Raw genomic sequence first — 25,094 nt, forward strand, 5'->3', positions numbered from 1 at the left:
TATATTACAGTCTATCAGGCTTTCACAACAACCTGCTCCCGCAACTCACGCGCAGCATCCACCATGGCCTCCAAAGCAGCCTTGGTTTCCGGCCAGCCGCGTGTCTTCAGGCCACAGTCAGGATTCACCCACAGTTGATCAGAAGGGATCACCGCCTTCGCTTTCTCCATCAGCTCCACCATCTCCTTTTTAGAAGGCACACGGGGCGAGTGAATATCATACACACCAGGCCCGATCTCATTGGGATATTTAAACTCCGCAAACGCATCCAGCAACTCCATTTGCGAACGGCTGCACTCGATGGTGATCACATCTGCATCCATATCCGCAATATTCCCGATGATATCGTTAAACTCGGAATAACACATATGCGTATGGATTTGCGTGGCATCCTTTACACCACTGGCCGAAATACGGAAAGCACGTACAGCCCAGTGCAGGTATTCCTGCCAGTTCTCTTTGCGTAGCGGTAGACCTTCACGGATAGCCGGCTCGTCGATCTGGATCACGTTGATACCAGCCCTTTCAAGGTCCACCACTTCATCCCGGATGGCCAGCGCGATCTGTGTACAGGTTTCGCTCCGTGGCTGGTCATTGCGCACAAAGCTCCATTGCAAAATAGTTACCGGGCCGGTAAGCATTCCCTTTACAGGTTTATCAGTGAGCGATTGTGCAAAAGAAGTCCAGCGCACGGTCATAGGAGCGGGGCGGCTTATATCACCATAGATGATAGGAGGCTTCACACAACGGCTGCCATAACTCTGTACCCAGCCATTCTTGGAAAACACAAAACCACTCAGCTGCTCACCAAAGTATTCCACCATGTCATTACGCTCAAACTCACCATGCACCAGCACATCGATGCCGATCGCTTCCTGCCAGCGGATAGACTCCTCCGTTTCTTTGGCGATCAGATCATCATACTGTTCCTGCGTCAGATCACCCTTCTTCCAGTTGGCCCGCCAGCTGCGCACTTCCGCAGTCTGCGGAAAAGAACCGATAGTCGTGGTCGGGAACTGTGGCAGCTTCAACAGATCATGCTGCTTATGCTTCCGGATAGAGAACACACTGTTGCGCGCAGCATCCTTATCAGTGATGCCCGCCACCCTTTCCTTCACCACCTTACTGTGGATCAGCGCAGAAGTCTGACGGTTCCTGTTAGCCTGTATATTGGCTTGCAGCTTCGCCGCAGCGATCACGTTGTTGTCACCACTGGCCAGCTGCTTAAGTGTGATCACCTCGTCGATTTTCTGTTTGGCATAAGCCATCCATTGCTTGATCTCTGGCGTCAACACCTTTTCATTCGTTTCCAGTTCCAGGTCGCAAGGCACATGCAGCAAAGAACAGGAAGGAGCGATCCACACCCTTTCCTTGCCCAGTTTTTCAACAGCCTTATTGATAAGACTGAGAGACTTCTCAAAATTGTTCTTCCAGATATTCCGGCCATCCACCACACCAAGTGAAAGCACCGTTCTTGAACGGGCAATATCCGTAGCAAGAATATCATCCAGCTGCGATGGACAACGAACGAGGTCAAGGTGCAGCACCTGCACAGGCAGGCTCAATGCCATAGAAAGATTTTCACCATAACACTCGAAATAACTCGCCAGAATGATCTGCAGCTGCGGAAACCTGTTCTTGATCTCGAGGTAAGCCTTGGCAAATACTTGCCGCTCGGCTACCGAAAGATTCAGCGATAAACAAGGCTCATCCAGTTGCACATAATAAGCACCTGCCTCTTCCAGCTTCGCCAGTACTTCTACATACACAGGCAACAGCTTTTTCAGCAACTCAAGACGGTGAAAGCCACTTTCCTTTTCCTTGCCCAGCAGCAGGAACGATACAGGCCCCAGCAACACAGGCTTGGCGGCGATACCATGACGTTTCGCTTCATTGAATTCATTCAGCACCTTGTTGTGATACAAAGTGAATTGCTGGTTCGCAGTAAACTCAGGAACGATGTAATGATAGTTCGTATCGAACCATTTCGTCATCTCCATAGCGGTGATGTCGTAACCACCCTTTTGATAACCACGCGCCATGGCAAACAGCAGGTCGATATGCGGCAGCTGCTTGTCGTGCATCAGGTCGTGGTAACGGGCAGGGATAGCCCCCACCAGCAGGCTGGTGTCCAGCACCTGGTCATAAAAAGAGAAATCATTACAGGGAACCAGATCGATACCGGCATCCTTTTGAAGTTGCCAGTTTTGCAAACGGATTGTACTGCCCGTCTGCATCAATTGTTGTGCGGTTAGCTTTCCGGCCCAGTACTGCTCGGAAGCCTTCTTCAGTTCACGCTGGCTGCCTATCCGCGGGTAGCCGAGATTGTGTGTCTGCATGATGAATGCTTTTAAAATGAATAATCAGTTAAAAGCCCTTCGTTAAAACCCGCAATGTTTGGTGAAAAGAAGTAGAAGTGAAACAAAGGCATACGCATAAATAGCCAGTCCCGCATAGTATAAAATATACATACACGGCCGGTCATTATACAATAAGCCTATCAGATCAACAACAGCTTCATTCCACGAAAGCATTGTCAAATACAGTAAGGCAGGTCTCCTGGCTTGTAACGTTTCTACCGTCCTTCCCATCCCAACCATAGTCGGGACAGTGGACAACAAGGGTAAAAACTCAGGTATGTTACATACAGTTGCGGGACAGCTTGTGATTTTCACACAATTCCCTATTAATCCCGGGTTAGCGGGAACCTTTGCTGCTTGATAAGATGATAAGAAAGAACTTGCGAGGGCAAAATTAATCTATTTGCACATCAAAATGAAACAATACCCTTATCCTATGCTTCGCAGCTCTTGCAGCTTACGAGGTTAGTCACCATTTCTTTAGAAACACTCTGGCTACGTTGATAATACAACGTTTTAATACCCAGCTTCCAGGCTTCGATCAACAACTTGTTAACCTCTTTCACGGGCAGGTCAGCCGGTATATTGAGGTTGAGACTTTGGGATTGATCAACAAACTGCTGACGTATAGAAGCCTGCTGGATGATCTCCAGCTGACTGATCTCTTTGAAAGTCTTGAACACATCCTTCTCCTCTTGAGTCAGTGCAGAGAGATGCTGCACGCTACCGTGGTTCAACATGATATCGCGCCACGTATCTTCATTATCGATGCCCTTCTTGATCAGCAGTTCCTTCAGGTACTTATTCTTACGCATGAAGTTACCCTTGGAAAGACCCGCTTTATAATAGTTGCTGCTGAAAGGCTCGATACCGGGAGACGTTTGGCCCAGGATAGCACTGGAAGAAGTCGTAGGCGCAATAGCCAATACAGTCGTATTCCGCTTGCCATAACCCTTCAACAGTTCAGGCTCTCCATAGATCCATGCCAGATCTTTACTGGCCTTCTGAGCCTTATCATGAATATCCTTAAAGATCATAGCAGTCAGTTGCTTGGCGCGTAAACCTTCAAAAGAGATCATATTCTTTTGCAGATACGAGTGCCAGCCCAACACGCCCAATCCCAATGCACGGTGCCTCTTGGCAAATCGGTTGGCAGCCTCCAGGTAATGATTACCCTCAGTTTTGGCAATGAACTCCTGCAGCACGGCATCGAGGAAGAATACAGCCAGCTTCACAGCATTGGTATCTTTCCATTCATCATACAGCTCCAGGTTCATAGAAGATAAGCAACAGATGAAAGACTCTTCCCACGTAGAAGGCAGCATGATCTCCGAACAAAGATTGCTGGCATGAATAGTAAGATTGTGGTCTTTATATACCTGCGGTTTGTTCCTGTTTACATTATCGGAGAAGAAGATATAAGGCAAACCCTTTTGCTGACGGCTTTCCAGCACCTTGGCCCACACCTGCCTTTTCTTCATATCACCGTCGATCATCTCCTGCATCCAGTAGTCGGGCACACACACTCCATAAAAAAGATTCTGGATAGGGTGACCGATATCCTTGATAGAAAGAAACTCCTCGATATCCCCGTGATCGATGTCCATGTAAGCGGCAAAAGCGCCACGGCGCACACCGCCCTGAGAGATCGTATCCATCGCCGTATCGAACAGGCGCATGAAACTCACAGCGCCACTACTTTTACCATTGTCAGTTACAGCACTGCCCCTTTCACGCAATGAGCCAAAATAAGCAGAAGTACCACCGCCCAGCTTGGTCTGCATGATCACCTCACCCAGCTTATGCGTAATACCCTCGATATTGTCAGGCACATGCACATTGAAGCAGGAGATAGGCAATCCCCTTTCAGTACCCATATTGGCCCAGATAGGAGAACTTAAACTCATCCAGCCCCTTTCCACCATTTCTTTAAAAGCATCCTTCAGCTCAGGCTTGTACAAACGCTGTGCAGCAGCAGAACAAATCCGCTCGATAGCGCCTTCCACCGTTTCGCCCTTCAATAAATAACCCCTGTTCAACACTTGTTCACTCTCTTCATTCTTCCACCAAAGCTTCTCCTGTTCATATTTTCCATTCAGATCAGGCAATTGCTCGGTAACCGGTACAGCAGTATCGAATAATGTTGTCATCGCATTTCGTTTTATAGGTCAGGTAAGTAATGTAAAAACTAAAACAGGTCGTGCGCTGAGATACTCTTGTCAAACTTGGTGTATTCCACCGGGCGCTTGGCAAAGAAATCGTCCAGGCTATTCGAGAAAACCTCTTCCTCAAACCACAACATAGCCGCACTCTCTTTTGAACTAATATTGAAGATAGCAGGCATACCGATCTGTAACAGACTATCATCCGCACGCTTCTTCATGAAGTTGCTGAGGTTATGCTTGCTGATGATATCGATCTCACCTGCACCGAAGATCCAGTCGAGCATGCGCTCTTCCGTTTCGATCGATTGCTTTACGATCTCCTGTACCCGCGCGATCATTTCGGCAGAGAAAATCTCCGGATATTCCTCCTTGATCTTGTTGATCAGGAAAATACCGGCATTCGCATGGATCTGTTCATCCACAGAGGTCCAGGCAATAATATTACTCACATTCTTCATCAGGCCCTTGAAGCGGGTGAAGGCAAGAATGATGGCAAACTGACTGAACAGGCTCACATTCTCGATCAGCAGGCTAAACAGGATCAGCGAAGAAGTATATTCCTTTTTATCGGTCGATTTGGTATGCGCCAGCGCAGCCGACAAATAATTAATACGCTCTTGAACTACAGGCACTTGCAGCAGGTTTTCAAACTGATTATTGTACCCCAGCACCTCCAGCAGCCTCGAATACGCCTCGGAATGCCTGAACTCGCATTCTGCAAACGTCGACCCTAAGCCATTCAGCTCAGGCTTGGGAAAATGCTGGTACAGATTACCCCAAAAAGACTTCACAGCCACTTCTACCTGCGCAATCGACAGCAAACTGTTCCTGACGGCATTTTGCTCGGCAGGAGTGAGGTGAGCATGAAAATCCTGAATATCGGCCGTGAAATCCACCTCCGAATGAACCCAGAATGACTTGTTGATCGCTTCCGTATACTTTAATACCTCAGGGTACTCAAATGGCTTATACTGAACCCTCTTATCAAATAATCCCATAATCAGTGACTTTTATCGTGAAACAGGCCCCGGACCATACCTTATAATATGATCTGCGGCGTTGACCAATATTTAGTTTGAAATCTGCTTTCCCGTAGAGCGGTTTTATAAAGTTCTTGATTAATTTGATAAAAGGGGGGTATAAGAAATCAACAGCCTGTGAATAATCCGTTTGGCATTTTTGCCAAAAAATGATCTCAGAAGAGAAACCCCTATGCCTGCTGCATTTGAACGGCCAGGTTCACCCAAAGGACCATATCAGGATGTCAGGCGATGTGGCGGTGAGGGTGGGGGGAGTGGGTAGCCAAGCCCTGCATTTTTATGGGGGCATGTTAGTTTTGAGTATCTTAAGGAAATATTGAATAAAATCTCACAAAATGAAATACCTGCTTTTTCTTTTGATAGCATTGATTGCGCTTAGTTGCAGCAACGTATCAAACACAGCTGCTTCGACAACCCAGGCAGACGTAGATTCTTTGACGTCAGTATTTGTTGTAGGATGGAACAACAAAGATTCGGCTGCTGTCATGAAAGTAATCGCGGAGGATGCTATTGTCATGAATGACACATTGATTTACAAAGGCCAGTCATCGATAGCAGAAAAATGGGTTAGTGGCGGACTAAAAATTCTTGGCAATATTACTGTTTCATCTATCGCAAAGAATAGCGACGACAAAATCGCGTATACTGCTGGAACGTATACTGGTGATTTGACACCACCTGGAGGACACGTTCTTAAAGAGAAAGGGAACTATAGTTTTGGATGGACGAAGCAAGCCAGTGGCGAATGGAAGTTAACACTCATCCATATTGAAGATGTAAGCAGAATACCAGTCATACAGTAATCTTTATTGTTTACTTATCCCATAATTGTACGTCGTTGAACTGGCGCTTCTCTTTTTTCGATGTATTGCTCCTGATCGGCATCACACAGGGCTTCTTCATTACCATGCAGATCTGGCGCCACTGGTCCAATAGCCAAAGCAAGTTGCTGTTATCCTTTATGCTCACCGTTTTCAACCTGCTTTGCATCAAGATCCTCATTCATACTACCGGACTTTGGCAAACCACCTTCTTCAGATATTTCCCGTTGCCATTCGACCTGGCCATCCAGCCCCTTATTTGGTTGTACATCGCTTCCCTCACAAAGCCACACTTCAGGTTTACCCGCGATCAACTATGGCATTTTGTACCCTTTGCCTTATCCCTGGCTTATTCCGTTTTTATTTACCTCAGCGTATGGCGGGTGCCAGACCTTTTAGCCAAAGACATGGTAGCTAACCATTATCAGTTTAACGCCATCAAAGAAGGGGAGGACTTGCTGTCCGTCTTGTCTGGCTGCTTATATTGGTGGCTGGGTCTGCGGCTCGTACTACAGTACCGGCACTGGCTCAACCAGAACATCGCAGCAACCAATTACCCCACCTACGCCTGGCTCCGGAATGTAGCTGTCTGGCTGGGCATATTGATACTCGGGCTGGCCGTAGCAGTTGCGTTGGAATATTTTGTTTATACAGGCTTCCGCCCTTTCTATTACTGGCAGGTATTCTTCGTGTACCTCGCAGTACTCATTTACTACATCGGTTTCAGGGGCTACCAGTTGCCGGAACAACAAATGGCTGGTGCAGCACAGCAAATCATTGAATCACCGCCGGACATAGTACCGGTGAAGGAAACAAAGTTGTCGCCAGAAGCAGAACAATCCCTCAAAGCCGCTATCCTCACTGCCCTGGAAAAAGACAAATGTTACCTCGATCCGGAACTGAGCCTGCAAAAGCTCGCCCAACATATAGCTGCCAATCCGGCACTTGTCTCCACTGTCATCAATACCCACTGGCAAAAAAGCTTCCGCACACTGATCAATGACTACCGGCTGGAAGAAGCAAAGCAGCGGCTGAAAGATCCCCGCTTCAGCCAGCTATCCATACTCGGCATCGCCTATGAATGCGGCTTTAATTCTGAAGCCAGCTTTTACAGGATCTTCAAGGCCGGCACAGGCATCTCTCCCAAAGAATACATCCGCCGGCAATCGTCCCCGGAATAGCACCTTTCCTTCTGAATAAGAACTCTCAAAACCGGTTTTGAGAAGAACCGCATGCCCGCCGACGGTTACTTTGAGTGAAAAGAAACTCATGAAAAAATGGATGAAGACCACCGCGATAGTATGCGCACTGCTACTGGCCCTGTATGCCACGATCTGTACAGCTTTTCCCTTTTTCCCGGATAAGACCAGGTGCACCCAAAACAGCAAAGGCCTCACAACGACAAACTGGCAGCAGATGGGTGGCTTTGAGCAATGTACCCCCGACAGCCTGCGGCTGGGCTGCTGGAGCACAGCCCTCGCACAGATCATGTACTACCACCGGTTAAAACCCTACGGCCGGGTACAATACACTTCCCGGAAGGGCTATCGGATAGACGAAGTATTGGACAGTACCCAATTCGACTTTCGGCAATTCGCCCCAACGATCGATAGCAACAGTTCCCCTGCTACGGCTGCACAACTGGCGAAGTACAATTACTACGCTGCACTTGCCATACAAAAGGATTTTGGTACCGACCGGTACATGAATAAGCTGGCGCCCGCCAGTTTACTCGAACAGCACTACCAGGTAAAAGTGAAGCGCTATATTGCCTGGCACAACTTCGCCCCCTATACATTGGGCAAACTGGAAAAGATCATTTATCGTGAACTGAACGAACAGCGACCCGTCTTCCTGCATTTTGCCAACCTCAAAGATTTTGGGCACTCGGTAGTAATAGATGCCTATTGTTATGAAAATGGAAAATTTAAGGTCCACCTCAACCAGGGACAAGGCGGCCCTACCGATGGTTGGTATGACTTCTACAAAGGCATCCTGCGGCCGGATGATACAGTCTTGCGGGTCATCTATACATTCAATCCAGATTCACACAAGAGAAGTCATTAGGTAGAATTTGTTTAACAAAGAGTCTTGCGTATATTGGAGTCAGTAACAACTTTACTGATACAGCGCAATGAAATGACTGCAGTTGAACAACTATACCAAACTTTAAAAGAACGAAGACGACCGGAAGACGTTGCGGAAATGATTCTTGAATTGACAAAAGGCAATTTGACAACCAGTGAAAGACAGTTTTTGGAAAAGGCAGCCCAGGGTTCATTGGCAAGAAATATGTTAGGTTATACTTCAATGCTACAAACCTTTGCAGAAGCAAAAGGTGCCGGAAAACAAATTGCCAAAGCAATAGAAATTTTCAAACTCGACAACAAAAACAACACAGATTACAATAACCAGAAGAACATTGAGGAGTTTATCAACCTCGTTTCACCCATTATTCATAAAACCGCAGGGAATAACGATTTTAAAGCCGACAGACTTAACAAAACACAGAGAAAGGAAAGCGGGCTTGATTTATCGAAGCGGAACTACAATAAAAAGTGGCGGCTGCTTACCCGGATAGAAGACAAACTGCTGAAATTTATTCGGGAAAGCAAAAAGATAAAATTTCAAAAAATTGCAAAACACGGCTTAGCCCATACAATAGATTTCACAAACTTTTCGTCAGACATAAACACAGCTTGTTTTATCGCCTATTACAATGCTCGTTGCAATCTCAGAAGTGTTTTTACAAATCAAAGTCAGGACCGTCCTTTCGACGAAATAAGCGAAATGCTATTGGCCAGATGCAAAGCCCCCAACAATACAAATTGGTGGGCTATAGCACATATCTATGCCAGCCAGGAAGTACTATCAAACTTGACGGACGAACAAAAAGGAATACTGTTGGGCAAGTGGACAACCACTTTACAGGATATTGCAGCATTATTAGACGAGGTTTGGACGGCCAGCGACATCAACAGACAAACCATGGTTGTTAAAAGAGGCAATGACTCTACAACCTGGAACAATACAGCAGGAGCGTGGAATAAGGCGAGAGACAACTGGATGAACTTAATTTATGCAGTAGGATTGGATTACATCCTCGAAGAAATTTGTTTTGGCAAAGTATTGCGATTGATGGCTGCCGATGTTGTCGCCTGGCATTTTGCATCCGGTGGAAAACTCGACCCAAACACAGACGTATGGAATAAAATACCTTTACCATGGGAAGTGTTCCAGAACAAAGCTGACTGCAACAAAGAATTGGTAGTTAAATATTGTAAAGAAGCAGGGCTTGACCCGGAAAAATCAGGTTGGATAGCGCCACGGGTTCACGGAGTAGCAGAGTTCAAACCTACACCAGAACTTGTTCATGGAGTGACAGTATCCAATCCTTTTTTGGCGACAGTGCTGAAACGACATAGATATTTTTCAGGTAAAAATGTAAAAACATTATAGGTTCGGGTCCTACACCTATCTCGGTTTCTGATATAGCTCAGTGGTAGAGCGTCCGGCTCTTGGACCGGATGGACACAGGTTCGAGCCCTGTTATCAGAACAAACGGTAACGAATAAAATGTCAGAAGAGGTCCACAACTTTTACCTAAGCAAAGAAGAGCCAAACAAGAGCTGCCTGCTTGCATTGCGCAGCATCATTCTTGAACAAGACACAAACATTTCTGAAACACAGAAGTACGGAATGCCCTGCTTCTGCTACAAGAAAAAAATGTTTTGCTATTTGTGGACAGACAAAAAGACGAACCAGCCCTATCTCCTTATGGTAGAAGGAAAACACCTTGACCATCCCAAACTGGAAGAAGGCGACCGTTCCCGGATGAAGGTATTAAGGGTTGATCCAAACAAAGACTTACCCATAAAGACGATAAAAAGCATTCTGCAAAAAGCGCTGGACTTATACAGAAAAGGAACAATAAAGATCAAAGAATGAACTCGAACCATTTTAGTTATCCCGGGGCGAATTGCCTAAATTCCTTTACGCCCGTCAGTTTTATATAAACATCACTATAAAACGTTTATGAAAAAAATTGTTTTTATTTTTTGTATTTTCTATGGACACTTTACGTTGGCTCAGACAAATTCAAATATTGATACAAGCAACTATTACGAGTATTTCTCACCCCGAAATTTGAAGGGCAAAAAATTAACAACTAATTGGTTGAGACTTGATGATGTTGTGCCAATTATGCTTGAGGAATTGAAAAATGCTGGTTACGACTGGCTTTACGACCGGACAATCTACAAATTACAAAACGGACAGTATATAAATATATCTGCTTACAGCAGAAAGAACAACATTGGATTTCTATATATTGAAGGGCACGAATTGTTTCCAGACAAAAGTCACAGAAATATTATGTTTCAAAAGGATAACCGAAATGTAAACTATGTGGAGTGCGAGGAGACATTCAACGGACATGCTAATTTTGTAAAAATCAAAGAACTGCCTTCTAATATTTTTGTCCTCAAAGAAGATTGTTATTTTTATCAGTATACGGGCAATGTGGAAGACAACAAGGCCTTAGTGACAAAAGAAACTGCTATATATATTCTAAGGCAAGATTTACGAAAATACTTATCTATGGCACCTAAGCCGAGGCAGTAAAAGTAAAAAGGATGAATAGTAATTTTTATGAGCGATCGTTACAACATATACAAATGGCTGCGTATAGCATTTTCTGAACAAGTAGACAGCATAAATGAGAGCTTTTATTTTGACAGACGAGACAACGAATTTTTTTCTGTTTTTGTCACTGACTATTTTCTGACAGACCCATTATCAACAGAAACGTATCCTGGCAATCCTTATTCTGCAGAAGAATTGGACATATTGGCTAAACGTATACAAAGAATTGAAGACAATGACGCAGTTATTATATCTATTCCCAGATTGACAATTGATGAAAGAAGGCAAATGATGCAAGCGTTTGTTGGTAACCGCCCAGATCTAAGTAATAAAGACGATTTACAGAAAATAATAGAGGCAGAAAATGGGAGAACAAGTTTGAACTTCAATAATCTGCTTCAGGATAATATCCAAAAAGAATGGAAACAGTTTGTAAGTGATTTTATAGAGCAGAAGGCCGATACGTTCTGTAATCTACTGAATATAAATTTGGACACAGCTTCTTTGTGGACAGACAAAAAGATGCTTTCTATGAGCTTCGATCTTGGCAATAATGGGAATGAACAAAAATCAGAACCCAAAAAACCTTGGTGGAAACTATGGTGACTAAAACTGTAGCTTACATTGGGATCGCCCCCTTACCTGGCGCAAGTATGCAGCTTAGCCTTGTGCGTTAGCGTACTTGTGCCTAAATGCATCACAACCTTTCCTGCTCTTCGATACTGCTTGCCCTTTTGGAAGTAAGCTTGCCGCCTATATGATACCGTACACTCAGACTAATGCGGTGCGCTTCAGGCCGGTCATTATAACGGTAGTCCGTGGTATTGATCAGCGAAGACCCGCGCAGGCGGTAAGTACGCAGCACATCCAGGAAATTGAACTGCACCACCAGGTTCTCTTTCAGCATAGATTTACGAACCCCCGCATCCACAAAGTAGAGCGGCTCCTTCAAATAAATACCCCACAGCTCATCAGTATAATAGAACGCAGCCACCTCCAGCCGGAACCCGGCCGGCAGCTTCAGTTGCTGCTGCGCTTGTATATTGAACGCCCAGCGCGAAGCTGTGGCCTCATCACCGTTCTGTGGCAATGGATAACGCGAATAGTTGGCGCCCGCCGACACCTGCATGCTCCACACACCGGCACTGAAAGGTGCCGAGAACAAGAGATCGAACCGCTGCATATTGCGAAAGTTAGCCGTCACACTCTTGATAGCATTAGCGGCAGAGTCGATGAGCAACCTTTTGGTCATATAATTATCCCGCAGTGCATAGGTGGCCGTGAAGATGTACTTCCGGTGAATGGTCCAGGCACCGGAAAACAACCACGCCATTTCCGGCACCAGCGACGGATTGCCAGAATAATAGAAGTACTGGTCGGTATACCAGCGCACAGGGTTGAGGTCGGAGTAAGTGGGCCGGTTGATCCGCCTGCTCACAGACAGGTTGAGCTTGTGCTCCTTCATGTCATGATCGATCGATAGGCTGGGGAAGAAGCTGGTATATGCCCACCGGTTCGTAAAGCCATCCTTCACAGTATACCCCTTCGCATCGGTATGCTCCACCCGCAACCCGGCCAGCACACTGGTACGTTTCATCCTTTTGGAAACAGAGAGATACACAGCCGATACGCGCTCATCATACAGGAAGTGATTCGACATGGTTGTAGCTTCCTTGTAAGAACCGCCGATCAATGAGTCGAAACGATAATTGTTGTCATTCGTCACATAGGCATACTTAAGCCCGGCTTTAAACAACATTCCTGCATAAGGCCATTCGAGGTCCGTTTTAGCAGAGCGGATTTTGATATACCCCGGCTGGTGAGAGCGCAGCACATTCTTTTCGATGAGCGAACCATCCACGCCGCTGCTCATGATGCTGGTCATAAGCGCATCCGAGAGATTCCGGTAACTGATATAATGCCCTTCCGTAGTCAACCGCTTTCCGGTGCTGTCGATGCGCCACGTCCACGCAACATTGCCGGCATCATAATGATAAGGCTCGATGATATTGTTGGAAGTTTGAACAACAGAATGGAGTTGTCCATTAGCTGCATAACGATACGCCAGCGCATCTTTGGGCGCCGCAAAATCATCGAAGTACCCATGATAATGAGCGCTAAGCTGATGGCGGTTATTAAGCTGCCATTCGGCCCCCACGCGCCAGGTGTAAAACTTGATGAGGTAGCGACTATCACTCACCCGTTTAAGCTGTAGCGGTGTGCCATTCTCCTGCAACGAATTACTGCTGACACCTTTCACCTTGCGGTTGGGTGTATTATAATCGAAAGAGCCATAGAGGCTAAGCTTTTGAGTATTAAGCGTGGCACTGATGTTTTCGTTGAACATCCAGGTGCTGCCCCGCGTCACAGTCGAGCGCAGGTCGATGGCATAGCCACGGATCGTGCGCCGGCGCGTCACGATATTGATGATGCCGGCATTGCCCGCAGCATCAAACTCCGCCGTAGGCGCCGTGATCACTTCGATCTTCGCCACATTGTCACCACTCAGTCCTTTCAGAAAGTCAGCCAGCTGTTTACCGGAGAGATAATTCATCTTCCCATCGATCAGCACGTTCACACCTGCCGTTCCGCGCAGGATGATATCGTCGTCCTGACTCACAGTTACGCCCGGCATTCTCTTCAACAATTCGAATACCGAAGTACCACTGGTTAGCGCACTGTTACTAAGGTTCATTACGATACGGCCATTTTCTACCTGCAGCGCGTTTTTGGTAGCAGTCACGGTCACCTGTCGCATCGAATCCGTACGTGGAAATACAGTGCTGTCTTTGGTCACAGGCAGCTTCTTGCTGCCAGTCGTATCTGTAGACGCTTTTTGCACCTGTCCGGTAGCAGGCATAGCTGTCACAAACAGCAACAGCAGGATAAGAGAGTAAGGTATTTTCATAAACACATTCAAATGGTCTCGAGATAAAGCTGTTGCAACTGTTGAGCATCGATACCTTTAGCACTGAGCACATGCACAAGCTGCCCCTGCCGCATGATGCCGATAGTAGTAGCCACATTCACTGCATTGAAAATGTCATGCGTGGCCATCAGCACAGCCTTCCCTTGTTTGCCCAGTTGCTGCACAATGCCGGTGAACTCATTGGTGGCTTTGGGATCGAGACCACTGGTAGGCTCGTCCATGAAGATCACATCCGCGTCCTTGGCAATAGCGATAGCAATGCCCACTTTCTGGCGCATCCCCTTGCTGTAAGTGCCAACACGCTTGGCGAAAGCTTCCGGCTGCAGCCCCGCCTTCTGCAGAAACTCCTGCAACTGTTCCTTTTTATATTTGTAACCGGCAAGACGGCTGAAGAAGTCCAGATTTTCCAGCCCGGTCAGCTGACCATACAACATCACCACCTCGGGTATGTAAGCAATGAATTGCTTCGTATCGTTGTTGGTGGGCGACACGGTAACACCGTTGATGGCAGCACTGCCACTGCTGCAGGAAATAAACCCCAGGAATATATTGAGGGTGGTGGTTTTGCCTGCCCCGTTTTGGCCGAGCAGACAAAAAACTTCGCCTTTACTTACCGTAAGGTTAAGATTGTTGAGCGCCATATGCCCCTTGTATTGTTTCGACAACCCCGTTGCCTGTAATGCGTACATATAAAAGAGATTTCTTTACGTGATAAATAAAAACATTTTATACCCTGAAGCGCAGCCGGTAATAAGCAATGCCGAAGGCAATAACAGCCAGCAGCCAAAGCCATCCCAGCCCACGGAGTAAATTACCGGCAACAGCCACCGTGGCAGTTGGTTTGAATACAGGTATATGCCTGAAATCATCTTTGATCATCATCCTGCCCGCAAAGAGCGGCACATAACTGAAATCACACAACTCCTGGTGAAAAGCCTCGATAGACTTTCGGAAGGCAAAAGCATCTTCCAGCCCGCTATGCGCCAGCACATTCAGCAGACTTTGAGTATTCACCGCAGGATTCACGAGATGAAAGGCCGCTATCTTTTGCTGGCGGTTCCACACCTGTTGATAGTAAGCATCGATAGCAGGCTTGGCCGCCACATCAGTCAGGGTCACATAAGCCGAATAAGCCTGGAAGTCGAGAAAGCGCGTGGCCGCAACAGTATCTTCATTCTTATACTGCGGATAAAGCTGGTAAAAACGTTGCAGTACGGCTACCTTTTCTTCCCGTGATTCGCCCAGCCCCTGTTGACGGCGGATATAGTCCGTGAGCTTCGTAGGGTCAGCCTCACGCTCATCCGTGAAAGAAAGATTCAGCAGCGCAGGTATCACAACAAGAAACAATAGCCAGGCGCCAAGGCTGCACAGCGCATTGAAAGCGCTGCTCCGCCGGAAAGCATTCACAAGCAGCAGCAATGAAAACCAGCAGGCAGTATACGATGCCGTTACCAGCAGCCACCAACCCATCGAAGCCACAGCCTTGCCGGGAATGCCACTCCACACAAACGCGATCACCGACACGATGGCAAGCAGCCCAACCGTGATGCCAAACCAGAACAACCCCTTGGCAATAACCACCCGGTACAACGGCACTGGCTGTATGCGCAGCAACGGCAGTGTACCCTTTTCCTGTTCGTCCGACAGCAAGTTGTAGCTGAAACTAATGATCAGCAGCGGCAACAGGTAGATCACGACAAATGATAGATCGAAATTACCGGCCAGCAGTTTCCGCGGATTCGCGATCTCCGACTTGAACAATTGCAGATATAGGTTCTGCGCATTGAGCGGCAGGTAGAAAGCATGCACATCACGTTGACCGATCGAGAGTCTTGCAAACGGCGACGGCGCATCGATGGCATAATAAGTGAGAAAGAAGCGCACCCGCGAAGGATATGAAGCATTGATCCACGCAGCCATCCCTGCCGGTTTGGTCGTGTCCGCATCGAGCCCTTTTACCAGGTCCTGTTGCTCCGCGGCATTGCGTTCCAGGATGTATTGAATAGTCCGCTCTTGTTGATCGATAAAAGCATTCCCATAATGGATCGAATACAGCGCGGCGCCAAGGAACAAAGCAATGATGAACAACTGACCATAATTACGCGTCAGCAGCTTCCATTCACGACCGCATACCAACAAGATTGTTTTCATAATTGAGAGATGACGGGGATTCGTTTAAGTATCAGGTTGAACAGCAGAAAAGCCACCACAAGAGTAGCGGAGAGAGAAAGCAGCTCCATCCGGTACGATCGCAACACCTGCTTCAGGGGCAACGATTGATATTGGAAATCGGATACCGAAGCATACAACGCCTGCGAAGCCTTATACTTCCAGTCACCCAACTTCGAATGATGCATCATGTCCTCATTCATCTTCTGCACGAAATACCGGCGGTAAGTCTCCGTCTTCTGCTGAAAGTCGATATGCGTATAGAGGTCGGTGGAGGTCAACCCCATCGAAAGCCCCTGCACGGCGAGGTAGGGATCGGCAATACCGGCCAGGCGGCAGAAACGGTCTTGATTCAGCAACGTTTGCTGCAACTGGTGAAAATGCTTGTCATACACCATACTGCTGTATTCTTCACCCGCCTGCATCACATACCCTTCGAAGTTGAAAGGCAGCTCGCTCACCGTTTTTACGCCATACTGTTGCAGCAGTTTTGCTTCCAGTTCCTTCGCCCGTTCATCTTTGGTATTATGTCCATTGATGCCCTGCGCAATATCTTGCTGCACGGCCTGCCGGAAAGCATATTGCGAAAGAAGCGGATACCGGTCACTGCCCATATTGGCCGCCGTTTTGGGTACGATAATGCAGCCAATGATCCAGATAGTAAGCAATGTAAGCAGCGCATTACCGCTCGTTTTGCTGATGGCCGATACGAATACGGTGATACCGGTGAAAAGCAAAAAATAAGCACTATACACGGCAAGCAGCACCAGGCTCCGGCCCAGCCAGTCACTACCCGTGGTGGGCGTCACTGTAGCAAAGAAAATACTGGTAAGCAACAGCGCCGGTACAACGAGCGCCAGCAGCGCCAGGAACTGACCCACTACTTTGCCAGCCGCAATAGTCGACAAGCGCACGCCACTGCTGAGCAAAAGCTTGAGCGTACCCTGATCTCTTTCACCGGTAATGGACCCAAAACCCATGAAGATGATGAGCAGCGGCACGAGCAGTTGCAGCACGAGCGCTACCGACAGTTGGCCAAACCGGATGCTGGCCCCATGACCCTCGGCCGGCTTGAACACGAAATCATTTTGCCGGTGAGGCTCCAGGTAAGCATACGCACCGGCATAGTTGTCGAGGCCGGCGTCGAGCATGCTGAACCAGGTCTTGGGCTTGTAAGCGAAAGTGCCGAAATGCGCGGCGATATGCGGATGCTTCGGGTCCTGGTGTAGCCACTGTTCCCGCTTTTCATGCCGCGCAGCATCACGTATGCGCTTCGCTGTAATATAATTGCGATAGCCGCCCCAGGCTGCCACCCCCAGCAGCAGCAAAATGATGCCTGCCATCAGCAGGATCACCTTGCTGCGATACACCGTGGTCAGCTCTTTCATGGCTATCCTTAACAGGTTACCGGTCATCATCACTTATTGAAGTTTATTGAAACCGCTGCAGCGGCCTCCGGTGAGCATTACCTTTTTAGTCACGTTGCCGGAAGAAAGCTGGTAGCTGTAAATGCTGTTCTCTGTTTTGCCGGCAAATGCAAAAAGTATTTCTCCTCCGTTATTGAAACGGCGCATGGTGGCGCCACTGGAGCCAAAAGCATCAGGCAGGTTCGGCAGCTTACCACCACTGGTCTTCTGCGCCACATCGATCTTGTAATATTGATGCGAAGGACCATTGATCTCATAAGAGTCGGTAGGCTTCACGAGCGCAAGCGTAAAAGCAAGTCCGTTGTCAAACAACGATACACCACGGCATTTGTAACCCGTAGCCGCATCGAGGTCGAAGAAGTAAGACGCATCGAAATCAGTCTGTCCCTTTTTGATCCGCAGAATACCACTGGGCCGGTTGGTATAGCCCAGACCAGCCACATAAATATCTCCGTTACTGTCCATGGCGAAGGAATTGTTACCGTCGAATACACTACCCGTGCGGTAGTCCTTGATCAGTTTATCCAGCTTGGAAGTGGCCAGGTCGATCACGGCCACGTAAGCAGTATCGTTGTACTTCTCCACAAAACCGGCCCCTTCATAAAATACCCCCATGAAAAGCTTGCCATCGCGTGCCTTCATACCGAGGTAATACATCACGGGCGCTTCAGCCCGCAGGATAGAAGACAGATCGATCTCTCCGGTACGCTCCATCGTAGTGGGGTTGAACTTGATCACCTTGGCCACACCGCCTGTTACAGAAGCATAAGCCTCCGTAGCACTGATAAATTCTACTGAAGAATAAGTCCTGGCGCCGGGTATCACCAGCTCGCCCGCTTTGGTAGCCTTACCGGTTTTATCGATCGTATACCTGGTCATCGTAGCCGGTGAATTGAATACACAGGCATAGGCGGCGCTGTTGTAAGTAAACAAACGGCCATTACCCGTCAGCTCGGTAGCATTGCTGTTACTGATCGTGGTGCTGTCGAAATTGGCCAGCCCCTGAATGTAGGTAGTCTGCGCACTGCCAGTGCCAGCTACCAGTGCAATAGCATACTGGTTGGCATCCTTGTTCACGGAGTTGTTGTCATCGTTCTTATTGCAACCACCCATTACTGCAAGGGCGATCATACCACCCATGCAAAGCGTTGCTGCCAAAGTCTTGTTACGTTTCATTTTTTAGAGTTGCTTTTATTGGTCAATGAATATTCTTCCTTTAACCGTCCACGCCCTTCCCGGCAATTGCACATTAAAGTTGTCATACACTTTCGCATTACCCACATTGTGCACTTCAAAACTGAGCGCTGCCTTGTTCCGCGCAAGCGCATAACTCACACCCGCCTGCTGCACAAACTGCGTAGGGATCACCGCCTTCGTATCCCGCCGTCCGTCTTTAGACCAGTACAGGTAAAACCAGTTCACGTAATTGATGCCATACCAGCATTGCAACGTATGCTCCCGGCGAAGCACATTGCGCTTTGTCCATTGCAGTTCGCCATTAGCAAACAGGAAAGGCTTGTTGGGCAGCCGCTCGTTATAATAGCGGTCATCCACATTGCCGGTATTTTCTTTCTTCGATTTGTTGATGATGTGCTGGAAAGTACCATTCGCCCACAGCGACAGCGAAGGCGTAAACTGGTAGCTGGCCTCCGCCTCGATGCCTGCCGACAGCGCCTTCAGCAGGTTGCGGTACTGCGAGCTGCGTGGCGATACCTGCAGGATGATAATGTTATCCGTAAGCCGGAAGAAACCGTTGAGGCCCACCGTTAAAGCGGAGCGGCTATACCGCGCCATCAGGTTGAGGTTGTGACTGTTTTCCGGTTGGAGGGAGGGTGTGGCTTTCACCAGACTGAAATCCCCAAACACCTCCATCTCATCCGGTAGCCGTGTGGCATATTCGTAGGATAGTTTAACAAGCCAGTTTTTAGTTACATCATATTTCAGCGCTTCGCTCACGCCCCATTGGCTTTGCGAGCGGGAGGCAGGGTTGAACACCATGTTGTCGACGGTAAACCCCTTGGCATGGTACCAGTAATATTTTAAAGACGTGGTGCTGGTAATGCGTGACACAAACTGATGCTGCCACGCAAGACCGGCAGTATTCTTCTGCATCGTCATGGCCTGACCGTAATAATCCTGTCCGAAGTATTTTTCGGCAATCGTATCCTTCCCTTTGCGGGTGAAATAAGTACTGGTGAGCGAGAAGCTGATCTTATCATTCGAATCGGGGGCATAGTCCAGCTGCAGCCTGCCTACAAGGTTGTAAGTAGTAAACAGCAGATCGGTGCGAGAGCTGGATATCTCACCATAAGAGATCCTTCTTTCATACACTTTGCCATCCCATGTATACGCATTATAAGAAGTATCGAGAAAGTTTTCTTTCACCTGCCCCGCGTTGCCATAAAACGACAGGTTGAGCCGTGGCAGCACACGCTGCTTCACATAACGCACCCCCGCATTCCATGTACGCTCATCACGGGTGATCGCGCCATAGGGCTCCGTCATCACGAGGTTGTGCTGCACATCTTTATCCATCCCATAGTAAGAAGCGTTGATACTGAACAGGTCAGCCCATGGCTTTTTCAGAACGCCCGCTTCCGCATGGAACTGATAATCACGGTAGCGGTCATGAAAACGCTTTACCCGTTGCGGTTTGGGATTGCCCAGTTGATCAGGTACATCGGCAGAGATCTTATAATCGTTATCACTGTAATTGTAAAAAGCACCCGCCTGCACAAAAAGATCATTACCGATGTTTTGATAAGTATTCACCGTTGCTTTATGCGTATTGAAAGAACCAATGCTGTACGAAGCATCGGAATAGTTGCTAAGCTGTTGGCGCGTCACGATATTCACGGCGCCGCCGAGTGCATCACTGCCCAGTTCGATAGGCACCACGCCCTTATACACCTCGATGCGGTCGATGGCGTTCACAGGAAAAATATTGAGACGGTTGCCCGCGCCAAGGAAGTCGGCGGGAATGCCATTGATGAAGAACTTAACCTGCCGACCGCTGATGCCGTTGATGGAGAAGTCGGCCTTGCTGCCAAGACCGCCATCCTGCCGCACCCGCACGCCAGGGCTTTGGTTGATAAGCGCAAGAGTAGTGGCCGGGCGGTTATAATATTTTTTGGCATCGATCACGGTAACCGCGCGGTTCGATTGCTGCAGGCTGCCGGCAGAAGTGGCACTCACCTGAACACTTTGCAATTCCCTGGCAGGCTTTTTAGCAGTGTCTTGCTGAGCAGTAATAACAGCCGGTGGGGTAGCCGGTGATTGCGCATACACCTTGTGCAATAACAATACGCCGGCGATCAGGGTTAATAGAGGATATAACTTATTCATAGTATTTCAGTAATTAGCCGGAGATTGATCATTTCATCATAAGCAACACAGTCTTTTGCGCGTAAAGCTGCTACGGAGCATAACGTATCGGCACTTTCCCAGATTTCCCGTTGCACACCCGTAAGCCGCCACGCATTGTCCCCTTCACGGGGCAGCACGTAGGTTACAGCTTCTCCCTTTTCCTCTTTTCGAAGCGATAGATACTGCTGATTGCGCACAGCACGCGGTTGTTGAAAAGCATGCAGGGGAATAGTAATTCGCTCTTCATTGTACACGAGAAATACACTTTTGCCGGAAGTATCGACAGAACGGCTTTCTCCCGGTGCGATATAAAACACATCCAGCCCTTCAGGTCGTTGATACTGGCCGGAGATATAAGAGATGAGTTTGGCCGGAACAGGCTCCGGACCCGGATTATGAATAATGACATCCCCGCCCGCATGAGCAACAACATCCAGCTGCTCTACATAGAAAAAGTCTTCTGCAGCAGTACCCGAATGCTTAAGCACTCCATCGATATACATTTCCGATAACAGCGTGTATTTACCCGGCGCCGCATCAGCAGTTGCGTGCCAGGAAAAATAATAATGCCGGCCATTCTGAATATTCGTCAGTATCTCCGCAAGCCTTTCCCGCGACTGCTTGCCCGATAAGTAAGAAGCCACTACCAACAGCGGCGTATGCTTGTTCAGATATTGATACCCATCGGCTTGTTGTAGCGCTGTTGGTGCAGGAGCAGCCGTGGATGGCAGCAACAACACATGCTCTTCGAAAAGTAAGTGCGTTTTCCCATCAGGCGTGTTGATGCCAATACGCACAAAAGGACATACGGCCGATTCCAAGCCTGCAGGAAGCATCAGGTTCCAGTGAATAGTAACAGTGCTGTTGCGCATGGCCCGTTTGGGAAAGATGCTCATATCAGAACTTTCGAATGTTTTTAATGACCAGCTTACTGTATTGCACCGGGTATTGCTGAAACCATTTCACCACCGTATCATGACCAAACCGGTCATAGACGATAGACATGAACCCCGCCAGCTTCCCGTTAAAAACTTTTCTGGCCGCAGCCACATCGATAGCTACCAGCGCGCGGTGCTGTATTTTTTCAGCCTTGGAAGCAGGGTGGTGGTGGAGATAACCACCAAAATATTGATCACAAAAAGCCTGATAGGTAGCAGTAAACAAAATGAAGTTGTGCCACATCTCATCCACGATCAGCAATTCATCAGGAATGAACACACCCGGTTCCCGGCAGATGAAAAGGAACTTCTTCGTTTCAGTAAAGATGTCTTCCGCTTCAGCTTCCGTCACATCATATTGATCCATGAAGCGGGAGAGCACATCCTCGTTCCGGTATTGCAGCAAGACTGTAAGAGCAGCGTCTTCAGCTATAACATGCATGGTAGTAATGTTTAAAAGTGTAAGAACAGCGGAGGGCTCACCCCTCCGCTGCTTTGTTCAAACAGACTAACAGACTAATCCTGGGAGCCACAGCAATGGCTGCCGCCGCAGCAATGCGTACCAATGTCACCCCATGCGTTTTCCCTTTCTTCGATGATGGAAGCGATAAGAGCTTCTCTGTTGATGATTTCCATAGTAAATGTTTAATTGATAATGCCTACTTTTTTTGAAAGAGGTGTTCGGCATAAGCCTCTATGCCATTACAGCACGGGTACCGCGTGCCTCCATGGCAATACAGTATGTGATGAGACGTATAGTCCCCTCAGGTTACAGACTTGTGTAAAGAGAATGTGGTAGTTGGACGCAACGATGGCGTACGCATGCTATACAGCATATTGGGTAATACTATGCAGGAATTAAGCGCAGGGAGGTCCCCGGCCTTCAGTAACAAATAAACGATCGGGATTGATAGAAGTCAGCAGCCTGCTGTAAGTAGGAGCAATGTTTACAGGCGCTATCACCAATTGTATCTCGCCGGTGAAGGGCGCATCTTTAGCAAGTTGGAAATCGCAGATGTCACAGGCACTATGAATAGCGCCCGCCTGGGCGATCATGTTTTCCTGGTGACAGGCATGATCCGTATTATACGCAGTATGCGTGTGCAACGCTTTCACGGCATGAACCAGCATCATTACCGACAGAAGCAGTAATGCGATCAGTTGTCTGGTATGTATATGCTGGAAGCGATACATGTAAACAAAGATAGGGGAATTTGTATTGAATGCAACTCTGTTGTATTTTTATTTTACAGGAGCGGTTGACACACTGTAATAATTATATGCATGCATTCGATGTTGAAGTAGCCGTCATAGGCGGCAGCCATGCCGGCCTGGCAGCAGCCCACACACTTGGCAGAAGTAAACGTAGCACGATCATATTCGATACCAATAATCCGCGCAATAAAACAGCACGCCGATCACACAACTTCTCGGCACACGATGGAGTTTCTCCGGAAGCATTGCGCAATATGGCCCGGCAACAGCTACAACAGTTTCCACAGGTGCAAAGCATCCAACAACAGGTAACCAGTGCCGTTGCATCGAACGGGGGCTACCTGCTCACCACAGCCGGTACACAAACAGTCACCGCACGCAAGCTCATCCTCGCTACAGGAGCTACTGACCATTTACTGCCCATTGAAGGGCTCGCACAACTATGGGGCAGCAAAGCATTGCATTGCACCTATTGCCATGGATGGGAAGCAAGAGATCAGCCGGCACTGGTATTGGTGAAAGGTATTATTGCCTGGGATGTAGCGATGACACTGTGCCAATGGAATCCATCACTGACATTCTTATTGCATGGTACAACCATTGAAGATGCAGCAAAGCGAGAACACCTCATACAAAGAGGTTGGCCGCTGATCGAAACGCCGGTTGCGCTTGTAGCAGAGCAGGAGAGGGAAGTAACAGTGTGGCTCGCCGATGGACAAACGATGATGGCGCCAATCCTATACACCAAACCAATACGCGTACAGTTTAATAATGAGCTGGCAGGGATGCTCGGATGTCAGGTAAGCAAAAGCGGCTCAGTACTCACAGATGCCGCGATGCAAACCTCCGTGCCAGGCGTATTCGCGGCTGGCGATCTGGCTCACCCCGGTTATCACCAGGTGTCCGAAGCCATCAGCACCGGCCACAAAGCCGCCGCCTTTTGCAACACACAACTGAGTAAAGAAGATTTTATATAACAGACTAAATACACAATAACAACGCCTTCAGGAATCGCCGCTCTGCGAGGCTTGCAGCCTCGCAGCTCTATTCCCGGGCCTTTGGCCCGAATGTAGTGAAAGATTATTTCCTCCTAACCGTATTGGAAATCTTTTCAAATTCAGCAATGTATTGCTCAAAGTTATCCTCGGCAATACCCTGCATAACAACGGCGCTTTGGTCAATTAAAACAATATGTTGAAACAACAGCACAAGTTTGCCTTTAAGTTTTCCGTACACCTCCCGCTTCAAAGATGGGAAACCGTTCGTTTTGTCTTCAGAAACATTCTTGACATTGCTCTCTGTAACCATCTTAGACATATTATCAGCAACAGCTGCTAAAGTCGAGCCCTCAGTGGGTATGGAGACTGCCATAAAATAAGGTTCATGCTCGAAAGCGTTCTTCTTAACACCACCTACTGAATACAAATATACTTGAGCGGTGAATGATGCAAATTTGAATAAGGATTTGGAGTCGTCAAGCCTGAAAAGTGCGCTTGCAAAGGGATCAATCGTCTTTTTCTTATCGTAATAAATGGAAAGAATTGCTTGCTTTACCTGACTGCCTGCTTTGGCGTCATTGGCAGCAAATGCACCAATAACCATCGTTGAGAAAGTCGAGTCACCAAATACCAGGTTATAAACCTTTGTTTGCGGATCCCCTTGAATGAGTGCCATCTTAGCGGGAAAGCCGTTTATTTTTAATTCTTTGTATTCAAAAACTTTTACGCCCTTTTGCTCAAATCTTTCTTTGGAGAATGTTGCTGCATTGGTATAAAAGCTACCACCAACCAGGTCCATAGCCTGCACAAGCCCTGCATCGCTTTTCTCTATGGCAGGTAAGGTACTGGAGAGCTTAAACCCATCTGGCGGAACAATAAACACCCGCGTTCCGGGAATATTGACCTGGGTCGCCAATTTGGTAGTCTTTATTTCGTTGGGAAAACTTTCATTGATAGTCTGGCCAAAGGAAACAAGCGTCAAACAGGAGAGGAGTACGGTCAAAAATTTTGTCATAGCGCAA

General features: G+C 47.8%; 21 protein-coding genes, 1 tRNA gene and 1 riboswitch. Of the genes, 9 read left to right on the top strand and 13 right to left on the bottom strand.

All coding sequences use genetic code 11. The annotated features are described in order from the left end of the window. Positions 1–14 precede the first annotated feature (14 nt). From metE to AC5JBY_RS16395, 3 genes are all read right to left on the bottom strand, one after another. Positions 15–2,339, bottom strand: coding sequence for a 5-methyltetrahydropteroyltriglutamate--homocysteine S-methyltransferase (gene metE / locus AC5JBY_RS16385; RefSeq protein ID WP_495905700.1), 2,325 nt, complete (start codon positions 2,337–2,339; stop codon positions 15–17). A 193-nt stretch (positions 2,340–2,532) separates the two neighbouring features. Next, positions 2,533–2,727: riboswitch (cobalamin riboswitch) on the bottom strand. 67 nt (positions 2,728–2,794) lie between these two features. Then, positions 2,795–4,510 carry a ribonucleoside-diphosphate reductase subunit alpha gene (locus AC5JBY_RS16390; RefSeq protein ID WP_495905701.1) on the bottom strand — a complete coding sequence of 572 codons (1,716 nt, stop codon included), beginning with the start codon at positions 4,508–4,510 and terminating at the stop codon, positions 2,795–2,797. 38 nt (positions 4,511–4,548) lie between these two features. After that, positions 4,549–5,523 carry a ribonucleotide-diphosphate reductase subunit beta gene (locus tag AC5JBY_RS16395; protein WP_495905702.1) on the bottom strand — a complete coding sequence of 325 codons (975 nt, stop codon included), beginning with the start codon at positions 5,521–5,523 and terminating at the stop codon, positions 4,549–4,551. 377 nt (positions 5,524–5,900) lie between these two features. Here AC5JBY_RS16395 and AC5JBY_RS16400 point away from each other — a divergent pair, with 377 nt between their 5' ends. The 8 genes from AC5JBY_RS16400 to AC5JBY_RS16435 all read left to right on the top strand — a co-directional run bounded on the left by AC5JBY_RS16400 (position 5,901) and on the right by AC5JBY_RS16435 (position 11,636). Then, positions 5,901–6,368 carry a YybH family protein gene (locus tag AC5JBY_RS16400; RefSeq protein ID WP_495905703.1) on the top strand — a complete coding sequence of 156 codons (468 nt, stop codon included), beginning with the start codon at positions 5,901–5,903 and terminating at the stop codon, positions 6,366–6,368. Positions 6,369–6,403: 35 nt separating this feature from the next. After that, positions 6,404–7,567: a helix-turn-helix domain-containing protein gene (locus tag AC5JBY_RS16405; protein WP_495905704.1), complete on the top strand. Its 1,164-nt coding sequence runs from the start codon at positions 6,404–6,406 to the stop codon at positions 7,565–7,567. Between the two features lie 88 nt (positions 7,568–7,655). Continuing rightward, positions 7,656–8,453, top strand: coding sequence for a C10 family peptidase (locus AC5JBY_RS16410; protein WP_495905705.1), 798 nt, complete (start codon positions 7,656–7,658; stop codon positions 8,451–8,453). A gap of 72 nt (positions 8,454–8,525) precedes the next feature. After that, a complete protein-coding gene (locus tag AC5JBY_RS16415) occupies positions 8,526–9,845 on the top strand; it encodes a hypothetical protein (RefSeq protein ID WP_495905706.1) in 1,320 nt (439 codons plus the stop codon). 26 nt (positions 9,846–9,871) lie between these two features. Continuing rightward, a tRNA-Lys gene (locus tag AC5JBY_RS16420) sits at positions 9,872–9,944 on the top strand. Positions 9,945–9,962: 18 nt separating this feature from the next. After that, a complete protein-coding gene (locus AC5JBY_RS16425) occupies positions 9,963–10,334 on the top strand; it encodes a DUF1801 domain-containing protein (protein ID WP_495905707.1) in 372 nt (123 codons plus the stop codon). Between the two features lie 87 nt (positions 10,335–10,421). Continuing rightward, positions 10,422–11,009 carry a hypothetical protein gene (locus AC5JBY_RS16430; protein WP_495905708.1) on the top strand — a complete coding sequence of 196 codons (588 nt, stop codon included), beginning with the start codon at positions 10,422–10,424 and terminating at the stop codon, positions 11,007–11,009. 27 nt (positions 11,010–11,036) lie between these two features. Then, positions 11,037–11,636 (top strand): UPF0158 family protein, encoded by a 600-nt coding sequence (locus tag AC5JBY_RS16435; protein WP_495905709.1) that lies wholly within the window; start codon positions 11,037–11,039, stop codon positions 11,634–11,636. A 91-nt stretch (positions 11,637–11,727) separates the two neighbouring features. Here the strand turns inward: AC5JBY_RS16435 and AC5JBY_RS16440 are convergent, their stop codons facing one another. The 9 genes from AC5JBY_RS16440 to AC5JBY_RS16480 all read right to left on the bottom strand — a co-directional run bounded on the left by AC5JBY_RS16440 (position 11,728) and on the right by AC5JBY_RS16480 (position 23,053). Then, positions 11,728–13,938, bottom strand: a complete 2,211-nt coding sequence (locus AC5JBY_RS16440) for an outer membrane beta-barrel protein (RefSeq protein WP_495905710.1) — start codon at positions 13,936–13,938, stop codon at positions 11,728–11,730. Between the two features lie 8 nt (positions 13,939–13,946). Then, positions 13,947–14,648 (bottom strand): ABC transporter ATP-binding protein, encoded by a 702-nt coding sequence (locus AC5JBY_RS16445; protein ID WP_495905711.1) that lies wholly within the window; start codon positions 14,646–14,648, stop codon positions 13,947–13,949. A 37-nt stretch (positions 14,649–14,685) separates the two neighbouring features. Beyond that, entirely contained in the window at positions 14,686–16,110 is a 1,425-nt protein-coding gene (locus AC5JBY_RS16450) for a DUF3526 domain-containing protein (protein WP_495905712.1), read from the bottom strand. After that, on the bottom strand, positions 16,107–17,546 hold the full coding sequence (locus tag AC5JBY_RS16455; RefSeq protein WP_495905713.1) for an ABC transporter permease: 1,440 nt from the start codon (positions 17,544–17,546) through the stop codon (positions 16,107–16,109). The genes AC5JBY_RS16450 and AC5JBY_RS16455 overlap by 4 nt, the downstream gene beginning before the upstream one ends. 3 nt (positions 17,547–17,549) lie before the next feature. Continuing rightward, complete coding sequence (locus AC5JBY_RS16460; protein ID WP_495905714.1) at positions 17,550–18,731, bottom strand: DUF4374 domain-containing protein; 1,182 nt, start codon at positions 18,729–18,731, stop codon at positions 17,550–17,552. Between the two features lie 15 nt (positions 18,732–18,746). Further along, complete coding sequence (locus tag AC5JBY_RS16465; protein WP_495905715.1) at positions 18,747–20,900, bottom strand: TonB-dependent receptor plug domain-containing protein; 2,154 nt, start codon at positions 20,898–20,900, stop codon at positions 18,747–18,749. Then, positions 20,897–21,817, bottom strand: a complete 921-nt coding sequence (locus tag AC5JBY_RS16470; protein ID WP_495905716.1) for a hypothetical protein — start codon at positions 21,815–21,817, stop codon at positions 20,897–20,899. Before AC5JBY_RS16470 ends, AC5JBY_RS16465 begins: the two co-directional genes overlap by 4 nt. Before the next feature lies 1 nt (position 21,818). Beyond that, positions 21,819–22,301, bottom strand: a complete 483-nt coding sequence (locus AC5JBY_RS16475; RefSeq protein WP_495905717.1) for a glycine-rich domain-containing protein — start codon at positions 22,299–22,301, stop codon at positions 21,819–21,821. Positions 22,302–22,717: 416 nt separating this feature from the next. Then, on the bottom strand, positions 22,718–23,053 hold the full coding sequence (locus tag AC5JBY_RS16480) for a hypothetical protein (protein WP_495905718.1): 336 nt from the start codon (positions 23,051–23,053) through the stop codon (positions 22,718–22,720). An 86-nt stretch (positions 23,054–23,139) separates the two neighbouring features. Between AC5JBY_RS16480 and AC5JBY_RS16485 the strand changes: the two genes are divergently transcribed. Then, positions 23,140–24,051, top strand: a complete 912-nt coding sequence (locus AC5JBY_RS16485) for an NAD(P)/FAD-dependent oxidoreductase (RefSeq protein ID WP_495905719.1) — start codon at positions 23,140–23,142, stop codon at positions 24,049–24,051. A gap of 103 nt (positions 24,052–24,154) precedes the next feature. On the opposite strand, the gene AC5JBY_RS16490 is transcribed toward AC5JBY_RS16485, so the two are convergent. Further along, on the bottom strand, positions 24,155–25,087 hold the full coding sequence (locus tag AC5JBY_RS16490) for a hypothetical protein (protein WP_495905720.1): 933 nt from the start codon (positions 25,085–25,087) through the stop codon (positions 24,155–24,157). Positions 25,088–25,094: the final 7 nt, after the last annotated feature.

The sequence above is a fragment of the Paraflavitalea sp. genome, assembly GCF_059502485.1.

Excerpts from the sequence above, each read along its gene's own strand:
- metE (WP_495905700.1), bottom strand. The coding sequence starts at position 2,339 with ATGCAGACACACAATCTCGGCTACCCGCGGATAGGCAGCCAGCGTGAA.
- AC5JBY_RS16390 (WP_495905701.1), bottom strand. The coding sequence starts at position 4,510 with ATGACAACATTATTCGATACTGCTGTACCGGTTACCGAGCAATTGCCT.
- AC5JBY_RS16395 (WP_495905702.1), bottom strand. The coding sequence starts at position 5,523 with ATGGGATTATTTGATAAGAGGGTTCAGTATAAGCCATTTGAGTACCCT.
- AC5JBY_RS16400 (WP_495905703.1), top strand. The coding sequence starts at position 5,901 with ATGAAATACCTGCTTTTTCTTTTGATAGCATTGATTGCGCTTAGTTGC.
- AC5JBY_RS16410 (WP_495905705.1), top strand. The coding sequence starts at position 7,656 with ATGAAAAAATGGATGAAGACCACCGCGATAGTATGCGCACTGCTACTG.
- AC5JBY_RS16415 (WP_495905706.1), top strand. The coding sequence starts at position 8,526 with ATGACTGCAGTTGAACAACTATACCAAACTTTAAAAGAACGAAGACGA.
- AC5JBY_RS16425 (WP_495905707.1), top strand. The coding sequence starts at position 9,963 with ATGTCAGAAGAGGTCCACAACTTTTACCTAAGCAAAGAAGAGCCAAAC.
- AC5JBY_RS16430 (WP_495905708.1), top strand. The coding sequence starts at position 10,422 with ATGAAAAAAATTGTTTTTATTTTTTGTATTTTCTATGGACACTTTACG.
- AC5JBY_RS16435 (WP_495905709.1), top strand. The coding sequence starts at position 11,037 with ATGAGCGATCGTTACAACATATACAAATGGCTGCGTATAGCATTTTCT.
- AC5JBY_RS16440 (WP_495905710.1), bottom strand. The coding sequence starts at position 13,938 with ATGAAAATACCTTACTCTCTTATCCTGCTGTTGCTGTTTGTGACAGCT.
- AC5JBY_RS16445 (WP_495905711.1), bottom strand. The coding sequence starts at position 14,648 with ATGTACGCATTACAGGCAACGGGGTTGTCGAAACAATACAAGGGGCAT.
- AC5JBY_RS16450 (WP_495905712.1), bottom strand. The coding sequence starts at position 16,110 with ATGAAAACAATCTTGTTGGTATGCGGTCGTGAATGGAAGCTGCTGACG.
- AC5JBY_RS16455 (WP_495905713.1), bottom strand. The coding sequence starts at position 17,546 with ATGATGACCGGTAACCTGTTAAGGATAGCCATGAAAGAGCTGACCACG.
- AC5JBY_RS16460 (WP_495905714.1), bottom strand. The coding sequence starts at position 18,731 with ATGAAACGTAACAAGACTTTGGCAGCAACGCTTTGCATGGGTGGTATG.
- AC5JBY_RS16465 (WP_495905715.1), bottom strand. The coding sequence starts at position 20,900 with ATGAATAAGTTATATCCTCTATTAACCCTGATCGCCGGCGTATTGTTA.
- AC5JBY_RS16470 (WP_495905716.1), bottom strand. The coding sequence starts at position 21,817 with ATGAGCATCTTTCCCAAACGGGCCATGCGCAACAGCACTGTTACTATT.
- AC5JBY_RS16475 (WP_495905717.1), bottom strand. The coding sequence starts at position 22,301 with ATGCATGTTATAGCTGAAGACGCTGCTCTTACAGTCTTGCTGCAATAC.
- AC5JBY_RS16480 (WP_495905718.1), bottom strand. The coding sequence starts at position 23,053 with ATGTATCGCTTCCAGCATATACATACCAGACAACTGATCGCATTACTG.
- AC5JBY_RS16485 (WP_495905719.1), top strand. The coding sequence starts at position 23,140 with ATGCATGCATTCGATGTTGAAGTAGCCGTCATAGGCGGCAGCCATGCC.
- AC5JBY_RS16490 (WP_495905720.1), bottom strand. The coding sequence starts at position 25,087 with ATGACAAAATTTTTGACCGTACTCCTCTCCTGTTTGACGCTTGTTTCC.